The organism is Amycolatopsis sp. cmx-4-54 (assembly GCF_046548895.1).
Classification (GTDB): domain Bacteria; phylum Actinomycetota; class Actinomycetes; order Mycobacteriales; family Pseudonocardiaceae; genus Amycolatopsis.
Genome location: NZ_JAEBEJ010000001.1, coordinates 349,464 through 372,911, shown reverse-complemented (window position 1 = coordinate 372,911; position 23,448 = coordinate 349,464). Strand labels below are relative to the sequence as shown.

The window sequence follows — 23,448 nt, the reverse complement described above, 5'->3', positions numbered from 1 at the left end:
CCGCCAGCCGGGTGTGCCCGCCCCAAACCCACACCCTTAGCGAACAGGACCATCACCTGGCCACCCGAGTCAGCTCTGCGTGCCCGGCTACGCCCTCGTCCCCGCCCGGCGCGAGCGATACAGCGCCGACGCTGATCTGCCGCTCACCATGCCAAACACCCTCCCTGCACTGGCAAGACACCGAGGGCACCGTGGTTCGGCCTGGCTCAGGCCGGATTCTCTGGCTCAGGCTGGAATTTCCTGGCGCAGCTCGGCGACAACGGCGCCGCAGGCCACGCACTCCCTCACGTGATGACCGACCCGCATGTCCTCCCGCCTCCCCAGCCCGTCCCGGACCCATGCGCCCAGCTTTCCCGCCGTCGCGAGACAGCCTCGCGAACGCTCGTCAGGCTCGGGCACGTGCATCTGAAGGTATGCCTGCCGCAGGCGCTCACGCGCCCGGCAGGCCAGGGCGGACACCCCGTTCGGGGTCAGTCCCATCACTGGGGCGATCTGGAGGGGTGTCAGCTGCTCGACTTCGAGGTGCCACAGCACTTCCTGGTGCCGCTGCGTGAGGCGGACGAACGCGCGCGCGGCGAGCAAGCGCTCCAAATCGGCCAGAGCGGTGTCCCGGAACGGCTGGGCGATCGTGCCCGGGTTGCCCGAGTCGATCGCGGTGGTCTCGACATCCTCGGTGAAGGTGATCCTGCGGTCCCGGCGTGTCTTGTCGTAGGCGATATGCCGCAAGGTCGTGAGCAGGTACGCGCGAAACTTGGCGTCCTCGGGACCGCGATCCCCACCCCGCAGGATGTCGAACACCCGGAGGAATGCCTCGGAGACCAGGTCGTGGGCATCGTGCTCCGAGAAGGCCAGCTGCCCGGCCAGATGGTGCGCCGAGGCCCGATGCCGCGCATACAGGACGCCGAAGGCGGCCGCGCTCGTGGCGTTCTTTCCGTGGCGCACGGATTGCAGCAGTTCGTGGTCGGTCCACTCCGCGGCGGGTGCCCCGGCCACGACGACGGCCGCGGTGGCTCGCGGCCCATTCCGGGAGCTGCTGCGCCGGTCACCGGTTCGGTGGAACAGGACGACTGTGGACGACCGCTTGCTGGGCAACACGATGGTGGACACGACTGACTCCCCGCTGGACGTGATCACGACGTGGTGCGAGGTACCGACCGGATACCAGCGCAGATTCAAAGTCCTAGGACTTTGAGAATTGCATGCGAAGCTTGGATGCGCAATAGTCCTAGGACTTTGTTCCGGCGGTGTTGAGGGGCTGGTGTGGTGGTCAAGAAGCCGGCGTACGAGGTGATCGCGGCGGAGCTGCGGGACTCGATTGTCGACGGCACGTACCAGCCGGGTGACATGCTGCCTCCGCTCAGCCAGCTCACCCGCCAGTTCGACGCGTCGAAAGAGACAGTCCAGCGTGCGGTGCGGGAGTTGATCGCGGACGGCTTGGTCGAGACGAGGCGCGGGGTGGGTGGCGGCACAGTGGTGACGGCCGCGCCCGTACGCGAGGTGATCGTGCGGGAGCGCAAAATCTTCCGCGACGAGCGGGGATATTTCTTTGACCTGGCGGCACAGTCCTGGGTCGCTGTTCGTGAGCCGCAGGTCCGGACAGCGCCACCCCCAGCCGATCTCGCCGTGCTACTGGGGACCACACCGGGTCAACCGGTGGTCATCCGCGATCGCGTGATGGGCGACCCCGACACCCGTCAAGTGCACCACGTCTCCCTCAGCTACCTGCCACCGTGGCTGGTCGGTGAACTCCCTGTCATTGTGGAAGGTGAGACCGGGCCGGGCGGGATCCTCGACCGGATGGAGGAGCACCTGCAGGCGGAGCTGGACATGGAGGAGCGAGTCGGCGCCCGCCCGCCGTCCGCGCGCGAGCGCGAACTGTGGGCCCTCCCACCCAGTGCACCGATACTGCGACTGCGGCGAATCGCCCGCAGCCCGGACGGACGGATCTGCGAGGTCAACGAGACCGCGTTGCCAGCCCACCTGTACGAGATCGGGTACGCGCTCGAGCGCATGGACACACCGGACCGGTGAACTCGTCCAGACCAGAAGAACACGACGACGTGCGTGGGCCGATATATGCCCTGCCAATCAGGTACGCGACGAGGGGAGCGGTGACAATGGCTGCCGCACGGCGCCAGAAGGGCTCCCCGCATGACTGAGGCTGAACTTGCCGAACTGTTCGCGGGGGCGTCCACGCGGATCGCACCCGGGCAGCCACTCGCGACCCAGGTCACGGCCGTGCAGTTACTGCTCGGAGTGGTCCGGGAGGATCCGCGGTACACCCTGCAGGTCAGGGACTTCCTGACCGCGCAGGTGGCGCTAGGGGGCACTCAGAGCACCTCGTCACCGAAATCACCAAAGCGCTCGCACAGCTGCCTGCGCCCCGCTGATCGCGGCAGCATCCACATCTCGACTCTCTGTCCACGTCGACAACCGATCTGGATGTCGGCTGCGAGCATTGGCGCAGGGACCGCGCGTAGGCCGGTGTCGCCGGTTCCATCGTGTTGGCTTCCCACGTCCGCTGTGGCTCCGCGGCGCGCAATTCCCTCAGCGTTGTCGGTTCCGCCTCTCGTTAGCGCAGGCTGGAACAGTGCTCGATCACGCGAATTCTGATGCTTCGAGCATGTGAGTGCACCGTTCTGGAGCTCCGAGTGTCATGCCGTCCGGCAGTTGCTGTGCTGCCCAGAACGCTCCCGCCGCCGCAGTGTCGGTGATCGCCGTGGTCGACCATCGGTAGCCCTGGCCGCGCTCCAGCGCGGCGGTCACCAGCACGGTTCCGATACCCCGCCGCAAGTAGGCGTCGTCGACGCGGACTTGTTCCACGACCCCGACCTTGCACGCACTGCACATCTGCATGTCGAGATCGGCGATGGTGACATCCCGTAGCTGCAGCATGATCTGCTCGATTCCGGCGCGCACGAACGGAGGCCGCACGGCCAGGTGCAGCCCGGCCGACGTCGCCGACATCCCGTCTCGCGGCCGGAGATCGACTTCGAGCGACTCCGCCCGAGGAAGGCGCAACCGGACACACAATTCGCACCGGACGGTCGGCAGATCCAGTGCCTGATTCCAGCCGCGGCCGTGCCCGGCAACGTCGAGGGCGTGACCATTGAGGCACCGCCCGTGCCGCACCGCAGACCGCACGACATAGTCGCCGCCTGCGATCGGGTCACGAGCGGGCACAGCGGGCATTCCCGGAGTATGCGCTCAGCGCCCGTCACCTCCGCACCAGGGTCAACCTAGGTTCCGTTCGGTACCGGACACTTTGTAAAGGCCGAACGTCACCCGCTGCACAACCTGTGTCGCCGGCCGAAATGACGTGTTCCGCGCACGGTCGCCGGATCACGAGAACACCTGGATGCGTGACTGCGCACGGCAGCCAGCCCGTGCCCCTGCGCTCCCAGCGAGCCTCACCCCTACACCGGCCCGACTTCGACCGCGGCCGCCGGCCGCGGCCCGGGGGTTGTTGTCACAACATGCACCGATCGGAAGACTATGCCCCGTGATCTGGAAACCGTTGCCTGCTCAAGGCGGGACCCCGACCGCAAGGCCGGTCCTTGAACCGATCGCGTGGTGGAAGATCCTGCTCGGATTCGTGCTCGGCCTGGTGCTCGCGGCGTCTGCGACGATCGCGATGCTCCTGTTCACCACCCCGGGCCTGAGTGGCAAAGACCTCGCATCAGCACGACTCGATGCGATCAAGGTCGGGCTGAGCATCGGTATCGGGTTGGGCGGCGCCTTCGGCCTGTACCTGGCGCTACGCCGCCAACGCGCGACCGAGGCCGACCTGGACAACCGCGAACGCGCCCTCGAACTCCAGGAGCAGGTAGCGCACACCACGGCCGAGGACGCCACGGCACGCCGCGTCACCGAGCTGTACACGAAAGCGTCCGAACAGCTCGGATCGGACAAAGCACCAGTTCGCCTCGGTGGTCTGTACGCCTTCGAACGCCTCGCCCAGGACAACCCCGACCGACCACACCTCAGACAAACGGTGGTCAACGTCATCTGCGCCTACCTGCGCATGCCCTTCACACTCCCCGGCGACCCTCCCACCGACGACGAGCGCGATCGTCAGACCCTCAACGCCCAACTCCAGGACCACAAAGAACGCGTTCAAGAGCGAGAGGTCCGCCTCGCGGCGCAACGCATCCTCGCCACGCACCTCCGGCCCGGCAGCCGCTCGGACAACCCGGACGTCACATTTTGGCCCGATATCGACCTCGACCTGACCGGGGCCACACTGATCGAGTGGAAGCTCACCAATTGTCACGTCGCGCAGGCCAGGTTCGACAAAGCTACCTTCGTCGGCCCGGCCAGATTCGATATCACAACCTTTGACCGCGACGCCCGTTTCAGCGATGCGACGTTCACCGCCCCAGCGAACTTCGTTGCCGCCGTTTTCCACAGCGTCGCATGGTTCGACCACACCACGTTCGGCCACAACGCCAAGTTTGACGGAGCCAGCTTCCAAGGGGAAACAGCCGTTTTCGACACAGCAACGTTCGACAAGGATGCAAGTTTCATCGGCACAACGTTCGCGACTGGCCCCAGCTTCGCGGGAGCGACCTTCACCCGCTCGACCCAATTTGACCACGCGGAATTTCAGCGGCATGCGCCGTCCTTCGCCAATTCTGCATTTCTAGACACCATCAGCTTCACCGACACCTCCTTTTTCCGCCCGCCTGACTTTAGCGGTGCGAACTTCAGCAAGGGATGGCCCAGCGAACTCCAGGAGTTCACCCGCAGCAGCATGAAGTCGCTTCCCCCTCCGGAACCGCACAACACAGGCACTGCGTAACCAAGGAGCACCAACGCGTCAGAGCCCCTCACTAACGCTGTTTTGTCTCACCGCCATTTGCCATCCCGGCCACCCGACTACGCGGGTTGGTCGAGCCGACGTCCGCTCAGGCTGGGACCCGCAAGGCGGGGCCGACACCATGCCTGACAATCGCGAGGTCGCGATGACACGGTCAACGCACCTCCGATGTCTTCGCTATCGTCTGGTTAACACGACAGGGAAGGCGACACGTGAGCAAGCCGCGGGGTTACTACTACGACCGCATGCTGGGGCGCCTGCCTGCCAAGGGGCCCTTCACGGACTGGCTGGTCAGCACCGTCCTCTACCTCGTCCTCGCCAGCGTGCTGCTCTGGATCGTTTCGATCGTCCCGATCGCGTGGGTGACCGGGAATCTGCCAGCGCTGCGCGGCGGCTGGGGCGACGGGCTCGGCTGGCTGTATCTCGCCGCAGTGCTGATCTGGGTAATCCCTGCCTCCGCCTGGAGCGGATTCCGCATCTACCAGAACCGTCACAAAACCGACTACTCACGACGCTAGACCTCACCGGGCGTGTCCTTCGACATTGTCCTGGCGGGGCAGGAGCGAACTGGTTCACGGCGTCGGTCGGGCTGTTCTTGCCGCCGAGCCGAACGGTAGAGACGATCAGTGGTTGGCCTGTTCATTGTGAGGAGCGTTGGGCGATGGGATCTACTGCTCTGCTGATGATTGACATGCAGAACTCGTACGTCGCGAAGGATGGCGTCCGGGATGCGCTGGGCTGGCCGCCGATCTGGCGGTTGCAGGAGACGATCACCGCCTGCACGGATCTGCTGGCGGCTGCCCGGGACCAAGGGATGCAGGTCATCTACTCCAGATCGACCGCCGGTACTGCCGGGTCCCTCGGACAAAGTCCCCGCATGGCTCGGTTGTTGGCTCACCGCTCTCACCTCATCCCCGAGGTGGGAGCGGCCGAGCACGAGTGGAACCGGCAGATCATGGACGCGGTCTCGCCTGAGCAGGGTGACGTCGTACTGGACAAGACCCGGGCCAGCTTCTTCGACTACACCGAACTCGATCCGTTGCTTCACAACCTCGGCGTCCAGCGACTCGTCGTGGCCGGCCTGCAGACGAACGTGTGCGTCGAAGCCACCGCACGCGCCGCGCTGGCCCGCAACTTCGAGGTCGCCGTGCCCAGTGACGCGGTATCAACCGACGGCCCCGCCTTGCACGAGGGCGCGCTCAACTCCCTGCGCGTCCTCTATACCGAGGTCGCCCCGTGGCGGGAAATCCTCGCGCCCGACGCGGCCTGGGACCGTGCGTTCACCACACCGAACTACGGCCGCGATCCGGCCTACTGGACCGAGACCACCTCCACCACGTGACTGCTGGCCCCGCTCTTTGGCCCGAGCAGGTTGGCCGTGTCACTTACGTGGTTTTGCAGGGCAAAGGGCCAGGCTGGTGGATAAAGGCGGAATCTGCGCACCAGCGCGCGACGAATGCGTATCTCGGTCACCGACTTCGCGGGCTTCGTTCCGGCCACCAGTCACCCACCCGGGACGCACGTGCCGGGACCAGAATTCATGCGTGCCGGTCGCGATGGCGTGCGTACGCTGGTGCGATGGACACGTGGACGACGGTGGATTGGTCCGCAGTGCCTGGGCCGGCCTGGTACCGACCGGAGGCGGCCGCTGGCGCTGTCCAGGATCTGGCGGCGGCGGTGTCGGCTGACGGTGCCGCCTTGGCGGTTGGCCGGTTGGTCGACGCCGTCGGCAACGACCATCGCGGGACGCTGTACCCAGCCGCCGTCCCTGCAGTGAATGTGCTGCTCACGGTTATCCGGGATCTGCCAGGCAAACCACGCATTGAAGCGATGGGAGTGTTGTTGGACTGGTGGGGCTGTTTCGCGCCCGAGCCCGGGTACACCCTCCAGGACGATGATGGGCGGCCTGTGGAGGTGACGGAGGCGGTCGAGCGCCAGATCCGCATCTCGGCGGACGTGTTGCGTACCGTCGCCGGCGATTGGTCGGACGGCAGCCCCTCCAGGAAGATGGCCAAGGACTTACTGGCCCTGCTGGACGCGGGCAGTTGGTCGGATCTGGCGGCCAGCCGCTGACCGGAGCGTAACGCCGCCAGTCCCCCAGCAAACGCCCTTCTTCTGCCGCAGCCTTCCTCCCCGGCAGATTCCCGAAACGCACGGCACATCCAGCCTTGATCGACCTCGCGTTCTGACACTGTCCCACGGCGGTGGCACCATGATCAGTCTCTGTTGCCGTGTCACTTCCTCAGGCAGCCTCCGTGCGCGGCGGCTTACGGAGCAGCACTGGCGATCATTGCCGCGACACTATGCTGCGACCATGATCGCAGCGCGGCACGGTGTTCTGTTCGCCGAATACGGGCAGTTATACGTCCAGGACGTTGCCGCTCACGACCGCGCGATGCGCGGCGGCGCGGCCATGGACCCCGACCGACCCGCGGGCGGCTGGACCGAGGACGCCGTCGAGCTGCACCGGATCGGGCTGGAACCGCACTCGATCTCAGTGGGGACAGCACGTGAGGACCTTGTCGAAACGGTCCTAACGGTCCACACCAGCCCGCCGCAACTGACCATCACAGCCGAACATGCCGTGGAAGCCGACCTCGACGTTCCGACCGGAACCGTTTCGATCGTCGGCTGTACTCAGCCGCCGCAGCCCGAGCACGCGGTGACCGTGACTCCTGGCCGATACCGCACACGAGTCTGCTACGTACCGTCAGTTCCACCCGCCGACTCCGACCCAGACGCACCCGGTGACCACTTCATCTACCAGGTCGGCATCTGGCCGGCCGCCGAGCGCAGCGCCCTCACCGTAGTCAGACAGGGCCCGTCTCCCTGGGCCGGCTAACAACGACGGCGTCGTCCTGCAGGTTCTCATCACTCCTGACATGTTGATCTCGTGCGTCCTGGGCCTTCTCGGCTGTCTCACGGCGACGTCACCATGATCAGTCTCAAACTCGTGGCATTTCCTCGACTGAGGTGGCGAGCCGGCGGTTGCGGCGCCCGGACAGCGTGGGCCGGCCCAGCCGCCTGCCCAAGAATCCTCGTCGCGGCATAAGCAGATATCCGGTCATGGGGTTGGCCAGTTGCCCAGAAGGCGAAAGTCAGCCACGTAGTCTCTCGTCAGAACTGTCGTCACCAGGTAGCGGCAGCAGCTTCGCTAGCTGCCATTCAAAACTCTCGGTTCCCTCGACGTCGGGAATTCCGAGATCCCGCCTGGCTGCCTCGTAGAACTCGCGTCTCGTGTGGCTGACCGCACGAACCGCTTCCGCCCACGAAAAGTCCGTCGACTTACCTGATGCGATGCGTTGTAGACGAAATGTACTGTGGTGCCAGGCTCGGGCCGCCTTAACCACCTGGCTTCCTCCGAGCAGAAGGACTGGCTCAAATTTAAGAGTTCGCTCCTCCTCCGCCACGGCCAGCATGGGCAGACCTTCGGTAGGAGCAAGTGTGTCCCTGTCGGGATGTATGCCGTGAAATGCAGCTAACCTGACAGCTATCGAAATCACCTTCTTGATGGCGTCCGCGTAGTCTGAGTACGCTTTCAACCTCTTCTCATCCCATCGAACGGCTTGCGCACGGCGCCACCGCACCCGCTCCGCCGCCGACGTAGCCGTATATGTGGCTATGGCACCGACCAGCACTCCGATCAACGTCGGCAACTGCTGCACAAAGGGTTGCAAGCCATCCCCCATCCGATCGGGCAGGTCACTGGTACTAGCTCCCGCGTAGGGATCGCTGTGGTGGCTCGCAGCGCTACCTTGCCCATCGTGAGTCACTCAGTCGGCGGCAGATCGTGCGATGCACCGCAAACTTTCGCTCATCGGCATGAGAGTGCGATCGGCGGACGCTGAGCTCGTTGTCTCTTGTGGCCGAACGGTGAACGGAGCCAGGAGGTCCTTGCTTGCTCTGCCATCGAAGCACCTGAGACTAAGGTGACGGCATGGAGATCCCCGGGCTCGGTCAGGTTGCTCTGGATACGGAATTCGGCTGGTACCGCAGTCAGCCTCTCGCCGTACCAGTGCTGGGTGGTGCACTGTGCAGCATCGTCCTTGAGGGTTACGACGATGACCAACGGCCAGGTGACTTCCACGAGGCGATTCATACGTTCCTGACGCTCAATCCGTCGGTGCTGGTGGCAGCTACGCCGGCGATCTTCGCTTATTACCGCGATGTCATGAACGAGTTGGTGGCCGCGGGCGACGAGGCCGTGGTCGTCGAGGTCGATGGCCCGCACAGTGTGCTCGATCATGTCCGGCTTGGTGATGAGCCCATCGTCAGCCGGGACGTCTACGGCGATCGGCACGTCTATGTATCGCTGGAGTGCGAGTGCGACTGGGAACCCGAGCACGGCCTGCAGATCGTGCTCCGGGACGGTCGCTCGGTGACCAAGGTCGGGCCATACGACGGCCACCTGACGAACTCGGCCGCCTACGCCGACAACGAACTCGAAGGCGTTGTGTATCAGTCGCACTGACGCGTCGCAGCCACCAGGCCATCGTGGTGTGTCCTCGGTACAGGGTGATCGGCCCACTGTCACCTCTTCGTCGCGGTGAACCATCCCGCGGCACGGCGGGCGAGATCTTCGCTGGCAGCGCGTGTTCGTCGGAGGTGACGAGATCATGGTCGGCTTCTCGCCCGAGCAAATGCGCGATATGGGCTTCGGCGACACCGCGTTCCGTCAATAGTTCAGGTGGGCCTGAAGAGCTATTACGGCTGGGACGTGACCTTTCCGGCCAAAAACGACTCGTTACGAGTGGTCACGAACATGCATCCTTGTCGCGTGTCCGATGATCGATCCGAAGAGACAGGCATGTCAAGCCGGCCCGGGCGCTCCGGCGTGCGTGGGCCGGGCGCGGGCGAGGAGCCGATCGGCCAGCGAACGGCCTGGTTCCAGACCTACGCAAGACAGAGGAATGTGTTCGCCCCACCCAGCGGTGGGCCATACAGCTGCCCCTGCTGCGGCCACACAACCCTCGGTGAACGAGGCGGATACGAAATCTGCGAAGAATGCGACTGGGAAGATGACGGGCAGGACGACCACGACAGCACGACCGTCCGCGGCGGGCCGAACGGGCAACTCAGCCTTGACGCCGCACGAACCCGCTACGTCGCTAACGGCGGCGTGAAGCGAGCTCACGTACCGCCCACTGAACCTACCTGACCCAGGTGCCGCTGAGCGTCAGGCAAATGCGATGACGACGTTCACGGAGGCGGTCGTACGCTCATCGGCATGAGGGCGCACTTGGCAGGGTGAGTGCCATGCGGAACGATGATCCGGTGCTGGTTCAGGTGGAGCGGTTGTCCCGGAACCCCGGCGACGCGCGGCTGGTCACCGTGAGGTCCTCGGTCGGGTCCGTGTCGGCGTCTTGGTGCGGAAACCTGGAGGCGGCAGCGGGCGAGCACCACATCGAGTGGGAACTGGACGAGGAGTTCCGGTGGGGGTTCAACTGCTCGCCGGCCACAGTCGAGGAACCCTGCCTTCACCAGGACGAACGCGGAGTGTTCAGCCGAGGACGGCTCGGCCTCACCGGGTTTGAGTCGGAGGAGCCGTTCGCGCACCTGGAGCTGGCCGGCGCGGTGATCGACCTCGGCCATATCGACGGCCTGCCTCATGGGATGGCCGGCACATGGGTCGAGATCAACCTAAGACCTGAGCAGATCAAAATCTATCCCTACAGGATTTGAGCTGCCGGCCACTGCCACCACAGCATGTCGACGAACATTTACCATGGCACCCCGTGCGCCCGCGATGATCGCCTGCCACGGTTCAGTGGTCCGGTAGGCTCCCCGCCGACAACGTTGAGGGGGACTTCGATGTCGAGATCTGTGAGACCCGTGCTGTGGACGTTGGGGACGCTCGCGGTGGGCGGGCTCGTGTTCTGGCTGGTGTTGGCCCTGAACATCCCATACCGAAGCACCGCTACGCCGGAGACCACCTCGGCCACCACGTCAGCGACCACGCCGGACCCGCCGCTCATATCGGCTCCTCCGGCGGACATGTCCGCGTGGGTCACCGACATTCGGCCGGGCCCGGACGACCACAGTGCGGTACTGCGCGTCGACCTGCCTGCCTGTGCCGTCCAACCGCACACCCAGATCACCGAAGCCGCCGACAGCATCCACGCCAGCGTCTTGTTCCAGCCCAGGAACGGCCCAGACTGTAAACAGGTCCCGACCGACTTCCCGATGAAGACAGCGGCACCAATCGGGAAGCGGCCGGTGCTCGTCAACGCCGGGGACACCTGGGGGCTGACCTCCACCGGCTGGAGGAAATGCGACAAGATCCTCGGTTGCGAACCGCCCACCGATCACTGCGCCGAAGCATGGGTGGCACAGGTCGAGTTCAGCGCGGAGGCCGAGCACCCGGGCACAACACGGGCGTGCGACCAGAACTGGCTGATCCACGACCTGCAGCGGCACAGCGGCCAGGCCCCGACCCGGGTCGCCTACCGCTGGGCTGGCAACGGCTGGATGAGCTTCGCCTCGGCGAAGGGCGGCGGCTGCGGCGAAATCCTCGCCGTCGAGCCAGCCTTCCCCACCCACCTCTGTCAGAATCTCACCCCACCGTCGTGAAGACCCGGCCCCCATTTACGACCGTTGTGACCCAAGCCCAGTCCGCGCAACGGCCGAGTTTCCCTTGATACCAACGTGGCGCATCCGCTCATCGGCATCAACGGAAGCTGCTGATTCGGTTGTGCCACAGCATCTTCGAATGACGTGGCGCGTCACGGGCACCCACTGGAACAGCTCAGCGGGCGTGAAAGAATGGTCAATCCCAGTTTTCGTGGCACTAGTGCCATTTCAGTGCCACGACCTTTGGGAAAGTGTCATCGATTTTGAGACCCTACACGTCCGTTTGACTCGGTTGTCCATTAACGGAAATCGCGTGATGTTGTGGCGAGTCCGCGAAGGTCGAGTGGTTCGAAGTGGTCGGCCGAGAGGCTGGTGACGCCGTGGTGGGATTGGACGATTCCGTGGACCAGCAGCGCGGGTGAGCTGCGCACGATCTTGTGCTCCCGATCCCACAGGCGCTGGGTGACGACGATGTTGAGCATTCCGGTTTCGTCTTCGAGGTTGAGGAAGGTGATGCCGCCGGCGGTGGCGGGGCGTTGGCGGTGGGTGACGGCTCCGGCGACCCAGATCGTGGCACCGTTCCCCGCCCGGGTGACGGCGGCGGTGGTGAGTGCGCCGCGGCCGTTGAGGTACTCGCGCAGGTACTGCATGGGGTGTTCGTCCGGGGAGATGCCGGTGGCCCAGAGGTCTGCGGCGGTGATCTCGAAGGCGGTCATGCCGGGCAGGGCTGGGGCGTCGAGTCCGGAGGCGATGCCGGGCAGGTGGGTGTCGCGGCTGGCGGCGGCGGGTCCGGCGGCCCAGAGGGCCTGGCGGCGGTCCGGGCCGAGGGATTCCAGCGCGCCGGAGGTGGCGAGTGCCTGCATCGCGGGGGTGGTGAGGTCGGTGCGGTAGCCGAGATCCCCGAGGTCGGTGAAGGGCCCGTGCTGGTCGCGTTCGGCGATCAGGCGCGTGACAGGGTCGTCGCCGAGGTGGCGGATCCCGCCGAGGCCGAGCCGGATCGCGACCCCGCCGGTGCTGTCGGTGTCGGGTTCGAGGGTCGGGTGCGCGAGGCTGCGGTTGATGTCGGCCCGCCGGATCTTCACGCCGTGGTGGCGGGCGTCGGCGACCAGGGACTGCGGGCTGTAGAAGCCCATGGGCTGGGCGCGCAGCAGCCCGGCGGTGAACGCGGCCGGGTAGTAGCACTTCACGTAGGCGGAGGCGTACACGAGCAGCGCGAAACTCATGCTGTGCGCTTCAGGGAAGCCGTACCCGGAGAATGCCGCGATTTGTTCGTAGATCGTGTCGGCCAGCTTGTCGGTGATCCCGTTGGCCGCGGCGCCGGCGTAGAAGCGGTCCCGGAGCCGTTCCATTTTCGCCGCCGACCGTTTCGCGCCCATCGCGCGGCGCAGCTGATCGGCCTCGGCCGCGCTGAACGACCCGACACTCGTGGCAATCTGCATCACCTGTTCCTGGAACAACGGCACACCCAAGGTGCGATCCAACGGCCCTGCGAGCAGTGGGTGGGCGTGCGACCATGCCTCGTCGCCGCGGCGGCGCCGCAGATACGGATGCACCGAGCCGCCCTGGATCGGGCCCGGCCGGATCAGCGCGACCTCCACGACCAGGTCATAGAAGGTGCGGGGGCGTAGCCGGGGCAGCGTGCCCAGCTGCGCGCGGCTCTCCACCTGGAACACCCCGATCGCGTCCGCGGCGCACAGCATGTCGTACACCTTCGGGTCGGCGAGGTCGATCTGCCCGAGGTCGATGACGGTGTCGTGGTGCTCGGCGATCAGGTCGAGCATGTAGTGCAGCGCCGAGAGCATCCCCAGCCCGAGCAGGTCGATCTTGACCAGCCCGGCGGACGCGCAGTCGTCCTTGTCCCACTGCAGGATCGACCGGCCCTCCATGCGGGCCCACTCGACCGGCACCACCTCCGACACCGGCGTCTTCGACAGCACCATGCCGCCGGAATGGACCCCGAGATGCCGCGGGAACCCCTCCAGCCGGGCCGCGAGCCCGAGCACATCACGCGGGATCCCGTGCCCGTCCTGCGCGGCGGCCGCCGCGACGCTGTTCCACCGGTCGGCGGCCTTGGCGAACGCGTCCTGCTGACCGGGGCTATAGCCCAGGGCGCGGGCGGAATCCCGGATCGCCGACGGCGCCCGGTAGGTGATCACGTTCGCCACCTGCGCCGCGTTGCGACGCCCGTGCGTGTCGAAGACATACTGGATGACCTCCTCGCGCCGATCGGACTCGATGTCGACATCGATATCGGGGTAGCCGTCGCGCTCGGGCGCGAGGAACCGCTCGAACAGCAGCCCGTAACGCACGGTGTCGACGCTGGTGATCCGCAACGCGAAACACACCGCGCTGTTCGCCGCCGACCCGCGGCCCTGGCAGAGGATCCCGGCCTCCCGGGCGAACCGAACGATGTCCCACACGATCAGGAAATACCCCGGAAACCCCAGCTCGGTGATCACCTCGAGTTCGTAGTCCAGCTGCGCGTACGCGCGCGGCGCGTCGTCCCGGGTCCCGTACCGCTCCCGCGCGCCGGCGTAGGTCAGCTCGCGCAGGTAGGAGGCCTCGTCGTGCCCGTCCGGGACCGGGAACGGCGGCAACTCCGGCGCGACCAGGGTGAGGTCGACCGCGCACTCCACCCCCAGCAGCGCCGCCCGCTGCACCGCCCCCGGGTAGCGGGCGAAGATCTCCGCCATCTCCTCCCCCGAGCGCAGGAACTGCATCCCCGCCGCCGGCAGCCAGCCCTGCATGTCCTCCATGCTCCGCCGCGCCCGGATCGCCGCGACCGCGTCCGCGTACACCGCATCCTGCGGGGCCGCGTAGTGCGCGTTCGTCGTCGCCACCGTCGCCAGGCCCAGCTCCGCGGCCATCCCCGCCAGCAGATCGTTATGCGTCGAATCCAGCGGCAGGCCGTGATCGATCAGCTCAACCGCGACCGAGTCCCGCCCGAACCGGTCCACCAGCACCCGCAGCTCCCCCGCGGCCGCCGCCGGCCCGGACTCGACCAGCGCGCGCCGGACCGCGCCCTTACGGCACCCGGTGAGGACCTGCACATGTCCGCGCAGGTCCTCCACCACCTGATCCAGCTCGTACCGCGGGGCGCCCTTCTCCCCATCCAACTGGCCGGTCGAGATCGTCCGGCACAACCGCTGATACCCCTCCAAACCGCGGGCGATCACCAAAAGATGCGTCCCCGCCGGATCCACCACCCCGTTCTGCGGCCCCGTCAGCCCCAGCGACAACTCCGCACCGAACCCCGTCCGCACACCGAGCTCTTTCGCGGCCTCGGCGAACCGCACCGCCCCGTACAAGCCGTCGTGATCAGTCAGCGTGATCGCGTCCAGCCCCAGCCGCGCCGCCTCCTCCACCAGCTCCTCCGGATGGCTCACCCCGTCGAGGAAGCTGAAGTTCGAATGACAATGCAACTCCGCATACGGGGTCCGGGCCAGCGCGCCACCACCGTCATCCGACCGCGGCGTCATCAAGTCCGGCGGCGGCCCCGCATACCCCTCACGCTTCCGCGACCACGCCGGCGCGTCATTGCCGTCCCCCGCCGGTGGACGCCCCGACGCGATCCGCTCCAGCTCCGACCAGCTCGCCGGACCACCACTCCACGCCATCGACCACTCCACGACACACCAGAGGAGCCGTGGGGAAGACAGCACCAACATCGAACGTCTGTGCGATCGTCCGTTCTACCTGCGACTTTGTCAAATCTGGAACGAGCAGATGTGACGGACCACGCTATCTGTCACCTGACCACGCTATCTGTCACTTCGGGGACTTGAAGGTTCCATGGTCGATGGCGTGTTCGAGTTCGGCTCGGTAGGGAGCAGAGTTGCAGCGGTCACAACAGGCGGAAGGTTTGCGGATTCCACCGGTCGCCTCGATGCCCTGCGTTCCCATAGTCTGTCGCTGTGTTACGTCCGCAGACGTTGTGTCTTACGTTCGATGTGTGCTGAGGCGTTTTGGTCTTCAGCTGAAGGCCAGGCGATCGCTTGGTGGTACCGCCACCTGCGCACTCGGCGGCTGTACCTGCAGGGCGAGCCACTCAAGCACGGCAACAGGGCGGACAAGAGCCGGCGGGCCGACGATTTCGCTCAGGGCGTCGCTCAGCTCACAAAGGTCCGGCAGGGGGCTCTGACTGGACCGGTCGCGCTGGATCTCGACTTCCACACATCGGCGGACCAGCCACCTCACCTTTATCACCTGGCGAAGCGGTATCTGGACCTACTGGGCGCTGCACCGCCGCAGGCACCGGCAGGCGGGCGCCGTCACATGCTCTACCGCGATGACCGGCAGGTTCGTCTGCTGCATGTGCGCACCTGGCAGCCCTCGGGCAGGCACCACCAGACGGCATACAACCGAACACCGCCGTTCTGGCGAGACCACTGCGAGATGTTGTTGCCGACCTGGAGCTCGCCAACGCCCTGCGCGATCTCGTTGACGATCACGACGAGGAGTCACCCTTTCACGTACCCGACGTGCCGGACGTTGACCTCACTCCTACGTTCGACCTCCGGATTGCCTCCGGACCGGCAGAGCGGCAGAGCGGCAGAGATGGTCAGACTTGAACATGTGGTTGCAGCTGCATGACCGATCCCGGGTCCAGGAAGCTCTCCTCGGAACGAATGACGCGTTGGTCGCTTCTGTGTTGAGCCGCAGCACCACATTGATCAACCCCAACCGCAGGCCAGGCAACTCGAGCGACCTCTTCGAGAGCATTGCCGAGTCAGACCGGCACGTGTTGCTGTCCAACGTGTTGCATATTCCCTTGCCTTCATTGCCAACTGCCAAGGGCGATCGGCAAGGGTTCCGCGATGGCTTGCGTGAGCAGTTGAACCAGTGGACCCGTCAGTGGCCGGTGTTTAACCCTCTTCTCGTGCCTGTGAAAGCCATTCTGCTGGTTGTACCACCGCCAAACGGCAAGGACCTTGACAACCTCGTACGTGACGATGTTCTGCCCGCCGTGCACGAAGTGCTCGCCCCGCACCTGGCCCCTTGGATAACGCGGTTTCCTCAGCTCACGCTCGACCAACAAGCAGGATGGCGATCGCAGGAGCGTCAGCTAAGGCGGCTTCAGCAGAGCAGTGTGAACGCCTACGAGGTTGTCCAGCTCACCCGGGTTCCAGATGACCCGCCCAACGGATTTCTCCGGCTCGTGCTCGGAAGTGGAAACGCATACGGCAGCACCTGGTCGCGACTCGCAGGCTTTGTTGAAACTCACGTCGAACGCGCGTGAGCACGTCAGCCAACGAGGGAAGAGAACGCGTCGACCGCGTTCGCCGGGCCGCACCGTGTGTGCGAGGCGAGCGTCGAAGTCGATTAGGAACGGCGTGAGTCCTTCAATGCAACCGGATCTTGTCGAATGGCCAAGCGTGGTGGGGAATGACAGGCGGACCCCCCTCGGTGCGCTTGGCGTCCGGTTCGATCGTCTCGGGCCAGGTGTGCTGGTCGAGACTGTAGGAGATCTCCGGCTGCGGGCCGGTAGTGACCGGTGCGCCGTTGAGGTCCAGGCGGGGCGTGGACAGGGTCACCGAGTAGGCCGGGAGCAACGTGACGGGGTCAAGGAGGTATCGCTTCTTGAATCCCTGGTAGACGCCGATGTTGATGCTATACGGCTGGTCGAAAGGGCTCTTTCCCGTTTGGGCGAACGCAGCATTGAGGAACGCCGCTCCCTTCCGGTCGTCCATGCCATCTGACTGGGGCACCAAGGCTGCGTCGAGCTGGATGTATCTCCTGCCGTCTTTGCCTGTGACGGGTTCGGGGCGGGCGACCTGGATAAGATCCGGTACCTGGTCGAGGTATGAGATGAACTTGTCAGTCGCCTCAGGGGAAAGCCCGTAGGGCGCCAGGCCATCGGTGACGTGGTTGTTGGCCACGAGCTTGCCCGGCTTCATCCGAAGCGGACAGTTACTTGTCGGAGGGTTCTCCACGACCTTCCATGTGGCTTCACGGTCGCCGGATCGATTCTCTTGATAGGTGCCCTCGCGCGCTGATCCGGAGGGCAAGCCGACACAGCGGTAGATGAGGTAGGTGTCGATCTTGTCGCTGGTGTCGATCCGTACGTCGTCCCGGGTGAACTCCCTAGTACGCCAGTCGATTGCGGAGCGGATCGCGAAAGGCGCCGCAGGATAAGACTTTTCGTACTCGTCGATCGAGCCGTACCAGCGGCTGATCGAGTCGGTGACCGGGCGCTGGGCCTGCCTTTTGAGCGTGACCCACAGCAGTGTCCGGGGATCCACTCCGCCGAGCTGCTGATTGGTCAGTGCCGTACCGGGCTGCACGCCGGGCAGGTCCATCGGGTACTGACGGGATTCACGAGCGGGCACGTTGACGGCGTACCTGATGGGATCGGTCACCGAACCCGAGCCAAGATCTGCCTCCGCCGGCGTCAGATCACTTGCCGACGGTGACATCCAGGAGCGCACGATAGCTGTACCGACGAATCCGAGAACGGCGACCAGAACGAGCACCAGCGTGACTTTCAGGCCACGCCGTGGTTTCCTCGGCGGCATCGGCGTTTGCGCCCCAGGAAAATGCGGAGTCGGAGGCGGGGGCATCGCTCCGGCAAGAGAGAACGACGACTGCGTGGATCTGGGGCGGGGTGTGAAACCATGGTGCTGCTGATTCGGCGGCCCGCAGGGTCCCTCCGGCGGTGGATAGCGCCCATTCATTCCTTCATCCTCCCTGCGGAACGATCTTGTAGATCGACCTTGATTCAGCCTTGTGATGCCTATGTCGAGGCATCACATTCCCTGCATGGCCGGTCAGGCCCGCGATCCAGCCCGCACAGCGCGCGCCTGCTGCTGGCGCGGTGGCCTCCAGCCTGTCGCGGCGCTCTACGATCGGATTGGTAGTGCACCGACAGGGGAGGATCGACATGGCCGTGCCCGGCCACGACATTGTTCAGTTCGACACCACGTTCCTGAAGGACCCGGACGCGGCTTACGCCGCGCTGCGAACCGAGCAGTCTGTGCACCGTGCGGTGTTGCCGCCGGACGGTGCCCGGGTATGGCTCGTGACGCGGTACGACGACGTCCGCGCCGCGCTCGCGGACCCGCGCCTGTCGCTGGACAAGCGAAACGCGGGCACCGGCTATCGAGGTTTCGACCTGCCGCCGGAACTGGACGCGAACCTGCTCAACATGGACGCGCCCGATCACTCCCGCCTGCGGCCGATCCTCGGACGCGGATTCACCCGTGCCCGTGTCGAAGGCCTGCGTCCCCGGATTCAGGAGATCGCCGACGGCCTGCTCTCCGCCCTCCCGGACACCGGCGAGGTGGACTTGATCGAGGCGTTCGCCGCGCCGCTGCCGATCACCGTGATCTGTGAACTGCTCGGGATTCCTCCCGCGGACCGCCCCGACTTCCGCTCCTGGACCGATCGGATGCTCTCTCCCACCAGCGCCGCCGACGTCGGCCTGGCGGTGGAATCGCTGAGGCGGTACCTGTTGGGGCTCGCGGCGGCGAAACGCGCGGACCCGGGTGAGGACCTGATCAGCGCGTTGATCGACGAACGCGACGTCGAAGGCCGGATGTCCGAGGCAGAGCTGATCAGTGCGCTGTTTCTCATCCTCGGGGCAGGCTACGAGAACGTGGTGCACCAGATCGGCAACAGCCTCGCCGCGTTGCTGTCCCGGCCGCAGCTTCTTGCTCGGCTGCGCGAGGAGCGTGCGCTGCTGCCATCCATTGTGGAGGAATTGGTGCGGTTCTGCTCTCCGGCACAGCTCGCCATTCGCCGCTTCCCCACCGTCGACGTCACCATCGGCGGGGTCACGATTCCTGCCGGCGACGCGGTGATGCTGTCCTTGGCGTCCGCCGACCGCGACCCGGATCGCTTCGCCGACCCGAACGTCCTCGATCCGCGCCGCGAGGGCAACCCGCACCTCGGATTCGGGCATGGACCGCACTACTGCATCGGCGCGCCACTGGCACGGATCGAGATCGAGGTCGGCCTGACCGCACTGCTCGACCGGTACTCCGAACTGACCTTGGCGCTCCCCCACGACCGCTTGCGATGGCGGCTGTCGTTCCGTAACCGGGGCCTGCTCGACCTTCCCGTTCACGTCAGCTAGGTCAGCCCTGCGCAACCGCGTACCCGGAGGACGACGTCGCCGGTCGTGTGGCAGCGACGACAGGTCGTGAACAAGGCGCCGCCTTGCGCTGCCTTGATGTGCCCACGCGCTGGATGTCGTCTGCAGCTGGACACGCGAGTCGCGACCGGCCGGAGCGATGGTCATGACCGACAGGAGGCGACCGCGGCAGCGGCGTGCACGGCGATCGGACACAACGAGCGGCGCACGAAGCGGACGGTGCGGCTAAACCGGAACGCCACCGCTACTGCCGCGAGGTGGCGGGCTTCATCGAACGGCGTGGCCACGATCCGGTCGTGGTCGACGTAGTCCACCACGGGGCCGTCCGTGGACGGGTGTTCCCGCCGGGCGCGGAAGGCATCGAGTCCGGTTGCCAGCGCCGCGGCCTCGAACACTGCGAGGCTGTGCTCGTCGGTGGGTTCCCGCTGCGATCGCTTCGCGGCCACGAGCTGGGCGTCGGGATGGACATAGGGCGCCAGCCGCAGCTGAACATCCCGGATCTCGATCACCCGCCGATATAGCATCGCGGCGCCGCCACAGCTACTGACATCGACCACGACCTCGGGGAAGGCGCGGACCAGCGGCCGCCACAGCAAGGTGATCAGCGCCAGGGCCACGAGGACCCGAAGGTGGGCCACCGGTCGCAGGAGGTGCCACGCCGTGCGTGACCGCAGCAGCGGCGGCATCCACTCTGGGAAGGTCACTCCTGATGCGACGAGCCAGGCACACAGCACTGGCAGCACGGTGGCTCCGATCGACGGTGTCCCGATCGGCCAGCCGGTGTGCTGGGCGAGGACGTCGATCGCTCTAGTCAGCAGCCATAGGTATCCGAAGCACAGGCCGAGCTGGGTGACCCGGAATCCAGCTCGCGCGATGATCGTGGTGGAGGGTGCATGAAAGTAGCGTCGCCCCAACCTGTGGAACGTCACCATTCCCCAGGACAGGTATCCGGCGTAAATGGCCAGGTAGAGATCGATGAGGGGATCGCCGCCGTAGGTGGCGACGAACGCGGTAGTGGGCGCGGTGTTCGCGAGGTCGAGCAGGAACGACATGGTCACCGCGCCCACTAGGAACACTGCGGCGTGGCCGGTGATCCGGCGCTGAGGATGCGGATCACGACCTGGGGCCATCGTCGAGAGCACGAGCATGCAGTAGGCGGCGCCCATGGCCAGGACGTCTCCAATCAGGCGTGCCAGGTTCGGGACGGCTTCGTAACCTTGTGCCAGCTGGAGCGAGGCGGGCGCGCCGAGCGCCAGCGCGGCACTGAGCAGGAGGAGGCCGAGGATCAGGAATTGGCGGGCACGTGTCCGGGGCCGTCCCGATCTCCGTGCGGCCAGGTACTTGGTCGCGGCCGCGGCCATCGTCAGCAGTGCTCCGGCGTAGCTCAGGTAGTTATTCACCAGCGGCCTCGCGAGCGTGATCAGCAGTCATGGTGCTCTCCCATCCCCGAGAAGGAAAGTCTGCCGTCACGCTGCGTGGCAGGGCTAGTACTTGTTGTTTCAACTTCGATGTAACAAGCGTGGCTGTCGTCACTGTCTCTCCCGCGCATGGATTCGCATCCGTCTTCGCCCATGCTTCTGGACGTAAACATTGTTTATTTCGACTCTGACCGGCAACGATGTGTGGCACGATCATGAAAGTCGAGACTGGCGGGAGAGGTGCGGAATGCCGAGGAACTCCGACCGTGCGGCCTCCGGACCTCCTACAGCCGCCGAGCAGTTCGGCAAGGCGCTTCGAACGTTCCGGAAGCTCCGCCGGCTGACCTTGCGCGATTTGGACGCGAAAGGGGTCGGGTACAGCTACAGCATGCTCGGCCGGATGGAGACCGGGAAGCAAAAGCCGACGATGGAGGGCGCGAGGCTCCTCGATCAGGTTTTGGACGCCGGCGGTGCGCTGATTCAGCTGGCGGCCGCGGCCCGGGCCGAGCCCTACGCCGGACTGCCGCCGGCGACCCCGCACTTCGTCGGCCGCGAGGCGGCTCTGGCCGAGCTCACGAAAGCCTTGATCGACGACGCCGCGCCGGACCGATCGACCGTGGCGTTCGTGGTGGGGCCGCCGGGCGTCGGTAAGACCGCGTTGCTGCGTCGCTGGGCCAACAGCCACCAAGAACAGTTCGACGCTGTCCTGTACGCGGATTTGCACGGTTTCGGTCCGCGTGCACCCGCGGAGACCGGGGACATCCTCGAGGCGTTGCTGCGGGGGCTGGGGGTCAGGACACGGCTCCCCACCGCCGACGACGTGCGGCTGGCGTTGCTGCAAGGGCAGTTGCAGGTTTTGGACAGGGCAGGACAGCGGGTGCTTATCGTGCTGGACAATGCCCGCAGTTCCCGGCAGGTCAGTGCGGTTCTGCCGGGAACGAGGAACGTATCCGTCCTGGTCAGTAGCCGAGTTCGGCTGGCCGGACTCGTGATTTCCGCCGACGCCCCGGCGATCCCCCTGGCTTTTATGGCCAAGCCCGACGCTGTCGCGTTGATCCGCAGTTACCTCGGCGATGAGCGGGTGGATGCCGAACCCGACGCTGTCGCCAGGTTGGCCAACCTGTGCGGCACTTTGCCGCTCGCGTTGACGATCGCCGCTGAGCAGGTTGCGGCAAACGAGCGCCTGACGATTCAGCAGCACGCCGATCGTCTCGCCGACCGGGCCTTGGAACTGCAGATCGAAGACGACGAGGATTCGGGTGTCCGTGCTGCCTTCAGCTTCTCCTACGGACAGCTGAGTCCCGCTCTCTCCCGCGTGTTCCGGCTCTGCGGACTGCATCCGGGCCAGGAATTCAGCGCGGCATCGGTCGGTGCACTGACGGGGCTCCCTGAGACTGAGGCGAACCGGCTGTTGGAACAGCTGGTCGAGTTCTCTCTCGTCGAGCAGGTCGCGTTGCACACGTTCCGGCTGCACGATCTGCTGCGCGTGTATGCCGCTGAAGAGGCAGGTCGTGAAGAATGGGCCGAGGAACGGCGGATCGCGATCGACCGCGTTGTCCACTGGTACCTCTACACCTCTAATGCCGCCTCATGGCTGATCACACCGGAACGACCTGACCATCACATCGTTCTGCCAGCACCACCGGAAAACGTCGAACCGCCCACGTTCACCTCCTTCAGCGAGGCCTACGACTGGTTCCGGCAGGAGCTGCCAGCGATCGCTGGCATCGCGGACCTGGCGTTACACAACGATCTGTTGTTCGCGGCGTGGCGGATCCCGGTAGAGTGTTTCGACTTCTACATTCACCATCGCCCTCTCGGCGCGTGGATTGACGGGCACGAATGCGCCTACGCAGCTGCCGAGCGAGCAGGCGACCCGTTGCAGATCGCGCAGGCGGCGGAGGAACTGGCGGAGGGTTACCTTCGCCGCGGCAGTCCGCAGGACCTCGACCGCGCCTGGAAGCTCAACGAACGCGCCATCGAGGTCTGTGAGAACCTGGCACCGAACAGATTCGTCGCGTTCGCCTATGTCGAAATGGGAAACATCCTGTTCGAGCAGGGACGGTACGCCGAGTCAGCACAGTTGTGCGAACAGGCCGTCCGGGCGGCGCAAGCCGCCGGCGCGTTCATCGGGGAAACTCTCTCGCGGACGCATCTGGGTGCCGCCTACCGCGAACTCTCACAATTCGACCGCGCGATCCAGCACGGCACCCGCGCTGTCGACATGCTCATGGAGGCCGACGATCAGCACGGCGTGGCTTTCGCGGCCGTGCCGCTGGCCCGCACCCACCGGCTAGCCGACAACCTCGATGCCGCCCTGGGATACTGCGAACAGGCGCTGAAGAGCTACACCGCGACCAGCGATCCGCAGGGATACGCGGAAGCGCTCGGCGAGAAAGCGCTCACGCTCGCCCAGCGCGGCGACATCAGCGACGCGACCGGTATCTTCCGCAGCGCGCTGTACAGGCTCCGAGACCTCGACCTGCGCAAGGCCGGCGCGCTCGAAGCCGACTGGTACAAACTCGTGCCTGAAAGCTAAGCCGGGCTGT

At 65.8% G+C, this 23,448-nt stretch carries 19 protein-coding genes; 13 read left to right on the top strand and 6 right to left on the bottom strand.

Annotated features, from left to right (window positions below):
- Positions 1-225: 225 nt before the first annotated feature.
- Positions 226-1,107 carry an RNA polymerase sigma factor gene (locus ACLJQ7_RS01815; protein WP_410646340.1) on the bottom strand — a complete coding sequence of 294 codons (882 nt, stop codon included), beginning with the start codon at positions 1,105-1,107 and terminating at the stop codon, positions 226-228.
- Between the two features lie 153 nt (positions 1,108-1,260).
- Here ACLJQ7_RS01815 and ACLJQ7_RS01810 point away from each other — a divergent pair, with 153 nt between their 5' ends.
- The gene (locus tag ACLJQ7_RS01810) at positions 1,261-2,031 is read left to right on the top strand and encodes a GntR family transcriptional regulator (protein WP_410646339.1); all 771 of its coding nucleotides are present in this window, start codon (positions 1,261-1,263) and stop codon (positions 2,029-2,031) included.
- 567 nt (positions 2,032-2,598) lie between these two features.
- On the opposite strand, the gene ACLJQ7_RS01805 is transcribed toward ACLJQ7_RS01810, so the two are convergent.
- Positions 2,599-3,192 (bottom strand): hypothetical protein, encoded by a 594-nt coding sequence (locus ACLJQ7_RS01805; RefSeq protein WP_410646338.1) that lies wholly within the window; start codon positions 3,190-3,192, stop codon positions 2,599-2,601.
- A gap of 310 nt (positions 3,193-3,502) precedes the next feature.
- On the opposite strand from ACLJQ7_RS01805, the gene ACLJQ7_RS01800 reads away from it, so the two are divergent.
- The 5 genes from ACLJQ7_RS01800 to ACLJQ7_RS01780 all read left to right on the top strand — a co-directional run bounded on the left by ACLJQ7_RS01800 (position 3,503) and on the right by ACLJQ7_RS01780 (position 7,661).
- Entirely contained in the window at positions 3,503-4,801 is a 1,299-nt protein-coding gene (locus tag ACLJQ7_RS01800; RefSeq protein WP_410646337.1) for a pentapeptide repeat-containing protein, read from the top strand.
- Between the two features lie 230 nt (positions 4,802-5,031).
- Entirely contained in the window at positions 5,032-5,337 is a 306-nt protein-coding gene (locus ACLJQ7_RS01795) for a hypothetical protein (protein ID WP_410646336.1), read from the top strand.
- A gap of 164 nt (positions 5,338-5,501) precedes the next feature.
- Positions 5,502-6,161, top strand: a complete 660-nt coding sequence (locus ACLJQ7_RS01790; protein WP_410646335.1) for a cysteine hydrolase family protein — start codon at positions 5,502-5,504, stop codon at positions 6,159-6,161.
- A gap of 236 nt (positions 6,162-6,397) precedes the next feature.
- Positions 6,398-6,892 (top strand): hypothetical protein, encoded by a 495-nt coding sequence (locus ACLJQ7_RS01785; protein ID WP_410646334.1) that lies wholly within the window; start codon positions 6,398-6,400, stop codon positions 6,890-6,892.
- 241 nt (positions 6,893-7,133) lie between these two features.
- A complete protein-coding gene (locus ACLJQ7_RS01780) occupies positions 7,134-7,661 on the top strand; it encodes a hypothetical protein (protein WP_410646333.1) in 528 nt (175 codons plus the stop codon).
- Positions 7,662-7,917: 256 nt separating this feature from the next.
- Here ACLJQ7_RS01780 and ACLJQ7_RS01775 read toward each other — a convergent pair whose 3' ends face one another.
- Entirely contained in the window at positions 7,918-8,457 is a 540-nt protein-coding gene (locus tag ACLJQ7_RS01775) for a hypothetical protein (RefSeq protein ID WP_410646332.1), read from the bottom strand.
- Between the two features lie 299 nt (positions 8,458-8,756).
- Between ACLJQ7_RS01775 and ACLJQ7_RS01770 the strand changes: the two genes are divergently transcribed.
- From ACLJQ7_RS01770 to ACLJQ7_RS01755, 4 genes are all read left to right on the top strand, one after another.
- Positions 8,757-9,290 (top strand): DUF6985 domain-containing protein, encoded by a 534-nt coding sequence (locus ACLJQ7_RS01770; protein WP_410646331.1) that lies wholly within the window; start codon positions 8,757-8,759, stop codon positions 9,288-9,290.
- Positions 9,291-9,581: 291 nt separating this feature from the next.
- Positions 9,582-9,977: a CPCC family cysteine-rich protein gene (locus tag ACLJQ7_RS01765; RefSeq protein ID WP_410646991.1), complete on the top strand. Its 396-nt coding sequence runs from the start codon at positions 9,582-9,584 to the stop codon at positions 9,975-9,977.
- A 98-nt stretch (positions 9,978-10,075) separates the two neighbouring features.
- A complete protein-coding gene (locus ACLJQ7_RS01760) occupies positions 10,076-10,501 on the top strand; it encodes a hypothetical protein (protein WP_410646330.1) in 426 nt (141 codons plus the stop codon).
- Positions 10,502-10,630: 129 nt separating this feature from the next.
- Positions 10,631-11,389 carry a hypothetical protein gene (locus tag ACLJQ7_RS01755; protein WP_410646329.1) on the top strand — a complete coding sequence of 253 codons (759 nt, stop codon included), beginning with the start codon at positions 10,631-10,633 and terminating at the stop codon, positions 11,387-11,389.
- Positions 11,390-11,688: 299 nt separating this feature from the next.
- Here ACLJQ7_RS01755 and ACLJQ7_RS01750 read toward each other — a convergent pair whose 3' ends face one another.
- Positions 11,689-15,006, bottom strand: coding sequence for an error-prone DNA polymerase (locus ACLJQ7_RS01750; RefSeq protein WP_410646328.1), 3,318 nt, complete (start codon positions 15,004-15,006; stop codon positions 11,689-11,691).
- Positions 15,007-15,962: 956 nt separating this feature from the next.
- Here ACLJQ7_RS01750 and ACLJQ7_RS01745 point away from each other — a divergent pair.
- Positions 15,963-16,628, top strand: a complete 666-nt coding sequence (locus tag ACLJQ7_RS01745) for a hypothetical protein (RefSeq protein ID WP_410646327.1) — start codon at positions 15,963-15,965, stop codon at positions 16,626-16,628.
- Positions 16,629-16,731: 103 nt separating this feature from the next.
- On the opposite strand, the gene ACLJQ7_RS01740 is transcribed toward ACLJQ7_RS01745, so the two are convergent.
- Positions 16,732-17,862, bottom strand: a complete 1,131-nt coding sequence (locus tag ACLJQ7_RS01740) for a hypothetical protein (RefSeq protein ID WP_410646326.1) — start codon at positions 17,860-17,862, stop codon at positions 16,732-16,734.
- Between the two features lie 407 nt (positions 17,863-18,269).
- Between ACLJQ7_RS01740 and ACLJQ7_RS01735 the strand changes: the two genes are divergently transcribed.
- Positions 18,270-19,463 carry a cytochrome P450 family protein gene (locus ACLJQ7_RS01735; RefSeq protein ID WP_410646325.1) on the top strand — a complete coding sequence of 398 codons (1,194 nt, stop codon included), beginning with the start codon at positions 18,270-18,272 and terminating at the stop codon, positions 19,461-19,463.
- A 161-nt stretch (positions 19,464-19,624) separates the two neighbouring features.
- Here the strand turns inward: ACLJQ7_RS01735 and ACLJQ7_RS01730 are convergent, their stop codons facing one another.
- Positions 19,625-20,881 (bottom strand): MAB_1171c family putative transporter, encoded by a 1,257-nt coding sequence (locus tag ACLJQ7_RS01730; RefSeq protein ID WP_410646324.1) that lies wholly within the window; start codon positions 20,879-20,881, stop codon positions 19,625-19,627.
- A gap of 265 nt (positions 20,882-21,146) precedes the next feature.
- On the opposite strand from ACLJQ7_RS01730, the gene ACLJQ7_RS01725 reads away from it, so the two are divergent.
- Positions 21,147-23,438, top strand: coding sequence for a tetratricopeptide repeat protein (locus ACLJQ7_RS01725; protein ID WP_410646323.1), 2,292 nt, complete (start codon positions 21,147-21,149; stop codon positions 23,436-23,438).
- The last annotated feature ends 10 nt before the right edge of the window (positions 23,439-23,448 follow it).

Excerpts from the sequence above, each read along its gene's own strand:
- ACLJQ7_RS01760 (WP_410646330.1), top strand. The coding sequence starts at position 10,076 with ATGCGGAACGATGATCCGGTGCTGGTTCAGGTGGAGCGGTTGTCCCGG.
- ACLJQ7_RS01745 (WP_410646327.1), top strand. The coding sequence starts at position 15,963 with ATGTGGTTGCAGCTGCATGACCGATCCCGGGTCCAGGAAGCTCTCCTC.
- ACLJQ7_RS01780 (WP_410646333.1), top strand. The coding sequence starts at position 7,134 with ATGATCGCAGCGCGGCACGGTGTTCTGTTCGCCGAATACGGGCAGTTA.
- ACLJQ7_RS01770 (WP_410646331.1), top strand. The coding sequence starts at position 8,757 with ATGGAGATCCCCGGGCTCGGTCAGGTTGCTCTGGATACGGAATTCGGC.
- ACLJQ7_RS01765 (WP_410646991.1), top strand. The coding sequence starts at position 9,582 with ATGCATCCTTGTCGCGTGTCCGATGATCGATCCGAAGAGACAGGCATG.
- ACLJQ7_RS01755 (WP_410646329.1), top strand. The coding sequence starts at position 10,631 with ATGTCGAGATCTGTGAGACCCGTGCTGTGGACGTTGGGGACGCTCGCG.
- ACLJQ7_RS01790 (WP_410646335.1), top strand. The coding sequence starts at position 5,502 with ATGATTGACATGCAGAACTCGTACGTCGCGAAGGATGGCGTCCGGGAT.
- ACLJQ7_RS01735 (WP_410646325.1), top strand. The coding sequence starts at position 18,270 with ATGGCCGTGCCCGGCCACGACATTGTTCAGTTCGACACCACGTTCCTG.
- ACLJQ7_RS01785 (WP_410646334.1), top strand. The coding sequence starts at position 6,398 with ATGGACACGTGGACGACGGTGGATTGGTCCGCAGTGCCTGGGCCGGCC.
- ACLJQ7_RS01750 (WP_410646328.1), bottom strand. The coding sequence starts at position 15,006 with ATGGCGTGGAGTGGTGGTCCGGCGAGCTGGTCGGAGCTGGAGCGGATC.
- ACLJQ7_RS01725 (WP_410646323.1), top strand. The coding sequence starts at position 21,147 with ATGCCGAGGAACTCCGACCGTGCGGCCTCCGGACCTCCTACAGCCGCC.
- ACLJQ7_RS01805 (WP_410646338.1), bottom strand. The coding sequence starts at position 3,192 with ATGCCCGCTGTGCCCGCTCGTGACCCGATCGCAGGCGGCGACTATGTC.